The 4,189-nt window shown below is 48.3% G+C and carries 5 protein-coding genes and 1 pseudogene; 3 read left to right on the top strand and 3 right to left on the bottom strand.

Annotated elements, in window-relative coordinates; translation table 11 throughout:
- Window positions 1–59: 59 nt before the first annotated feature.
- Genes ubiU through ubiT form a run of 3 tightly spaced genes read left to right on the top strand, consistent with a single transcriptional unit; the run spans window position 60 to window position 2,428 of the window.
- Entirely contained in the window at window positions 60–1,067 is a 1,008-nt protein-coding gene (gene ubiU / locus ACTHUE_RS12015) for a ubiquinone anaerobic biosynthesis protein UbiU (RefSeq protein WP_003748766.1), read from the top strand.
- Between the two features lie 10 nt (window positions 1,068–1,077).
- Window positions 1,078–1,995, top strand: a complete 918-nt coding sequence (locus ACTHUE_RS12010) for a U32 family peptidase (protein WP_440361198.1) — start codon at window positions 1,078–1,080, stop codon at window positions 1,993–1,995.
- Window positions 1,982–2,428 (top strand): ubiquinone anaerobic biosynthesis accessory factor UbiT, encoded by a 447-nt coding sequence (gene ubiT / locus ACTHUE_RS12005; protein WP_070814897.1) that lies wholly within the window; start codon window positions 1,982–1,984, stop codon window positions 2,426–2,428. The genes ACTHUE_RS12010 and ubiT overlap by 14 nt, the downstream gene beginning before the upstream one ends.
- Window positions 2,429–2,569: 141 nt before the next feature.
- Here the strand turns inward: ubiT and ccoP are convergent, their stop codons facing one another.
- The 3 genes and pseudogenes from ccoP to ACTHUE_RS11990 all read right to left on the bottom strand — a co-directional run.
- A complete protein-coding gene (gene ccoP, locus ACTHUE_RS12000) occupies window positions 2,570–3,916 on the bottom strand; it encodes a cytochrome-c oxidase, cbb3-type subunit III (RefSeq protein ID WP_440361199.1) in 1,347 nt (448 codons plus the stop codon).
- The gene (locus tag ACTHUE_RS11995) at window positions 3,916–4,113 is read right to left on the bottom strand and encodes a cbb3-type cytochrome oxidase subunit 3 (RefSeq protein ID WP_003748776.1); all 198 of its coding nucleotides are present in this window, start codon (window positions 4,111–4,113) and stop codon (window positions 3,916–3,918) included. The genes ccoP and ACTHUE_RS11995 overlap by 1 nt, the downstream gene beginning before the upstream one ends.
- 4 nt (window positions 4,114–4,117) lie before the next feature.
- Window positions 4,118–4,189, bottom strand: a pseudogene (locus ACTHUE_RS11990) (cytochrome-c oxidase, cbb3-type subunit II); the annotation flags it as partial.

The following is a 4,189-nucleotide window of genomic DNA, read 5'->3' as shown; positions in this document are numbered from 1 at the left end:
GAATTCTACAAAATATTGATTAACCCGATAGAGGTTATCATCAAGACGAGGAACACAAAATGCAGAAAATTCCAGAATTGGTCTGCCCCGCCGGCAACCTGCCTGCACTGAAAACCGCTGTGGACAACGGTGCGGACACGGTTTACATGGGTTTGAAAGATGCGACCAATGCACGAAACTTTCCGGGACTGAATTTCGATATGAAATCGGCACGGGAAGGCGTTGCTTACGCCCATGCGCGCGGGCGCAATGTACTGATGGCTATCAATACATTCGCACAAGCTGGCCAAGTGGAGCGTTGGCACGCCGCTGTGGATACGGCGGCGGATTTGGGTGCCGATGCGATTATTGTTGCCGACCCCGCCATCATGGCGTATGCGGCAGACAAACATCCGAATTTACGCCTGCATATGTCGGTACAAGGTTCGGCCACCAATTACGAAGCCATCAATATGATGAAAGAGCTGTTCGGCATCCGTCGTGCCGTTTTGCCGCGCGTGCTGACCATCGATCAGGTCAAACATGTGATTGACAATACTGATGTGGAAATTGAAGTCTTTGGTTTCGGCAGTTTGTGTGTGATGGTGGAAGGCCGTTGCATCTTGTCGAGCTATGCAACAGGCGAATCGCCCAATATGCAAGGTGTCTGCTCTCCGGCAAAATCCGTCCGCTGGGAACAACTGCCCGACCGCATGAACGTACGTCTAAACCAGGTATTGATAGACCAATACAAACCCAATGAACCGGCAGGTTATCCAACCTTGTGCAAAGGTCGCTTTGAAGTCAATGATGAAACCTACTATGCTTTGGAAGAACCGACCAGCCTGAATGTTTTGGAAATGTTGCCCGAACTCATCAAAATCGGTGTATCCGCCATCAAAATCGAGGGACGCCAACGCAGTCCTATGTATACGGCGCAAGTAACCAAATCCCTGCGCCAAGCACTGGATGCAGCCGCAGCCGACCCGTCGCATTTCAAAGTCAATCCGTCCTGGAACAATGCCTTGAGCAAAGTTTCGGAAGGTCATCAGACAACTTTGGGCGCATACAACCGCCCATGGAAATAAGGGGAAAAAAATGAATTCATTGAAATTGTCGCTGGGCCCTATTTTATTTTTCTGGCAAAAAGAAGCCCTACTGGAATTTTACGTTTCCATGCTGGATACGCCGTTGGATACGGTCTATTTGGGCGAGGTAGTCTGCTCACGCCGTCAGAAAATGCGCTTTGCCGACTGGTTCGGACTGGCTGAAGACTTGGCGGAAAGCGGTAAGGAGATTATTCTTTCTTCACAAGTCCTGCTCGAAAGCGAATCCGATCTGAAACGCCTGCGCAAAATCACGGAGCAGGGAAAGTTTAAAGTTGAAGCCAACGACATGGGTGCGGTCAAATTGGCACGCGAACATGGCATTCCGTTTGTTGCCGGTGCAAGCCTGAATATCTACAACGAAACCACTTTGGACGTATTCCGAAAATTAGGGGCATTCCGCTGGATTGCACCGTCCGAGCTGAGCCGCGATAAGGTTGCCGAAATCATCAAGGCTTCAGACGGCATTGAAACCGAACTCTTCGCTTGGGGTAAAATGCCGCTCGCCTATTCATCACGTTGCTTTACCGCCCGCCATTACAATCTGAATAAAGACAGTTGCGAGTTCCGCTGCCTCGACCACGAGCACGGTATGGCCATGAATACGCGAGAAGGCCAGCCGTTTCTCACCATCAACGGCATCCAAACCATGTCTTACGACTGCCAAAACCTACTGCCCCACCATGAAGACTTGAATAAAATCGGCGTGAATATGCTCAGACTGTCGCCACAAATGCACAGCATGGCTGAAATTATCCAAATTCACCGCGATGTATTGGACGGAAAAGCCACATGGGAAGATGTCCGCCCCGAGTTGGAACGACTGACTACCGGAACACTGGTTGACGGCTATTGGCGCGGTCAGCCCGGTATTGAAACCGTGAAGGAGGCATATTATGGCGCTGCCTGAAATCATATTACCCAAATGGATGGCAAAAATCGGTACCAAACTTCCCGGCAAACCTCCGCGCTTTGTTTTAGTCTCCGTATTGAATACCATGCTGAAAAAAGGTTTACTGCCTGCCGATATGGAACTTTTTGCCGGAAAAAAATTCGAAATCGAAGTTTTGGATGCCGGTATTAAAGTGCGGTTTAGTGCCAATACGGAAAAATTCCTGGATGACAACTTCAGCGGTACCCCCGATCTGAGGCTGGCCGCCAACGGTATAGACTTCATGCGCATGATGATGCGCGAGGAAGATCCCGATACCTTATTTTTCAACCGTAAATTGCAAATTGAAGGCGATACGGAACTGGGGTTAATTACCAAAAACTTACTCGACAGCGTCGAGTGGCCTTTCAGCGAATGGTTCCTGAAACGCAGTACGTCCACTTTGGATTGATTAATTTTGGTTGAACCAAGAACAAAGGCCATCTGAATGTTTCAGACGGCCTTATATATTTCACCTCTTTGATATGTCTGGTTTTATCAAATATAAAAAAGCGTACCTTATTAGGTACGCTTTTTTCAATCCGACTCAAAATTAGAATTTTGCGCCAGACTCGTTTGCCATAAAGTCTACAGCTGCTTTAACTTCATCATCGCTCAGGCTACCATTGCCGCCTTTAGCCGGCATAGAATTAAAGCCTTCAAGCGCGTGTTTGTGCAAAGTGTCTTTACCTTGTTTGATGCGAGGAGCCCAGTCTTCTTTTTTACCTACGACAGGAGCGCCTGGAATCAAACCGCCATGACATGTTTTACAGTTGGCTTCAAAAACAGCTTTGCCATCTACCTTAACCAGAGCCGCTTCTGCTTTTTCAGCAGGTTTGGCTTCAGCAGCTGGAGCAGCTTTAGCATCTGAAGCAGCTTTATCGGCAGTAGGAGCTGAAGCAGCCGCCGGAGCAGAAGCATCGGCAGGTTGAGCTACCGGAGCAGGCTCGGCTTTTTTAGCAGGAGCTTTTTTACCGTCTTTGTTGGACAAACCCCAAACATAAGCGGTCATGATGTGCAGCTTGTCTTTGTCGAGGAAGTGACCCCAAGCAGGCATTTGGCTGCTGCGGCCGTTGGTAATGGTTTCGGTAATCGCTTTTTGAGTACCGCCCCACAACCATACATCGTCAGTCAGGTTCGGGCCGAGGCCTTGGATACCTTGACCTTTGTCGCCGTGACAAGTGAAACAGTTGGCAGGTGGGCCGCTAAACAGGGCTTTACCACGCTCTGCACGTTCTTCGTCATATTGACCCTTAGGTTTAGAAAGAGACATAACATACTGTGTTACGTTTTTCACGCCTTCTTCACCCAAAGCAGGACCCCATGCCGGCATAGAGGCAGTACGGCCTTTTTCAATGGTTTCCTGAATTTTTTCAGGTTCACCGCCCCACAACCAATCGTCGTCGGTCAAATTCGGGAAGCCTTTGGAGCCTTTGGCATCTGAGCCGTGACATTGGATACAGTAGGTATTGAAAAGGTTTTGTGCAATAGCACGAGCTTCAGGGTCTTTAGCCACTTTCTCAATCGGCATATTGGAAAATTTAGCATACACTTTACCGTATTGCTGATTGGCTTTGGCAACTTCTTCTTCATATTGACCATGGCTGCTCCAGCCCCACAGGCCTTTGTAATCGCCAATACCTGGATACATAATCAGGTAGCCGACGCCAAACAGCCATGTGCAGACATAAAGCCAAAACCACCAACGTGGCAGAGGGTTGTTGTACTCCGAAATGCCGTCCCACTCATGACCTGTGGTTTTTACTTCTTCGCCTTTTTTAGGGCGTTTCACAACGTTTTGCGAAAGCAGAAGCCAAGCCAGGCCGATGAAGCTGAGCACGACGATAACGGCAATATATATACTCCAGAAACTACTGGTAAATTGGGATGTTGTGTTCATTATTTTGCTCCGTGATCACGGACTGACTGAGCTTGATCGTCCTTTTCAGACGGCCTTTGTTCGTCATTATCGAAAATACTGCTGGCAGCATCGTCATAGTTTTTCTTATTGCGTCTATTGAACACAATATAGAGAACTAAAATAAAGCTGATAAATACCCAAACAGTAAAGAGCGAGCGAGCCCAGTTAGCGTCCATGATGTTACCTTACGTTTTTCAATGCCAAGCCCAAGCCTTGCAGATAGGCGATAACAGCGTCCAGCTCTGATTTGTT

The organism is Neisseria sp. P0021.S005, from assembly GCF_051956955.1.
This window is presented reverse-complemented; position numbering and strand designations above follow the sequence as displayed.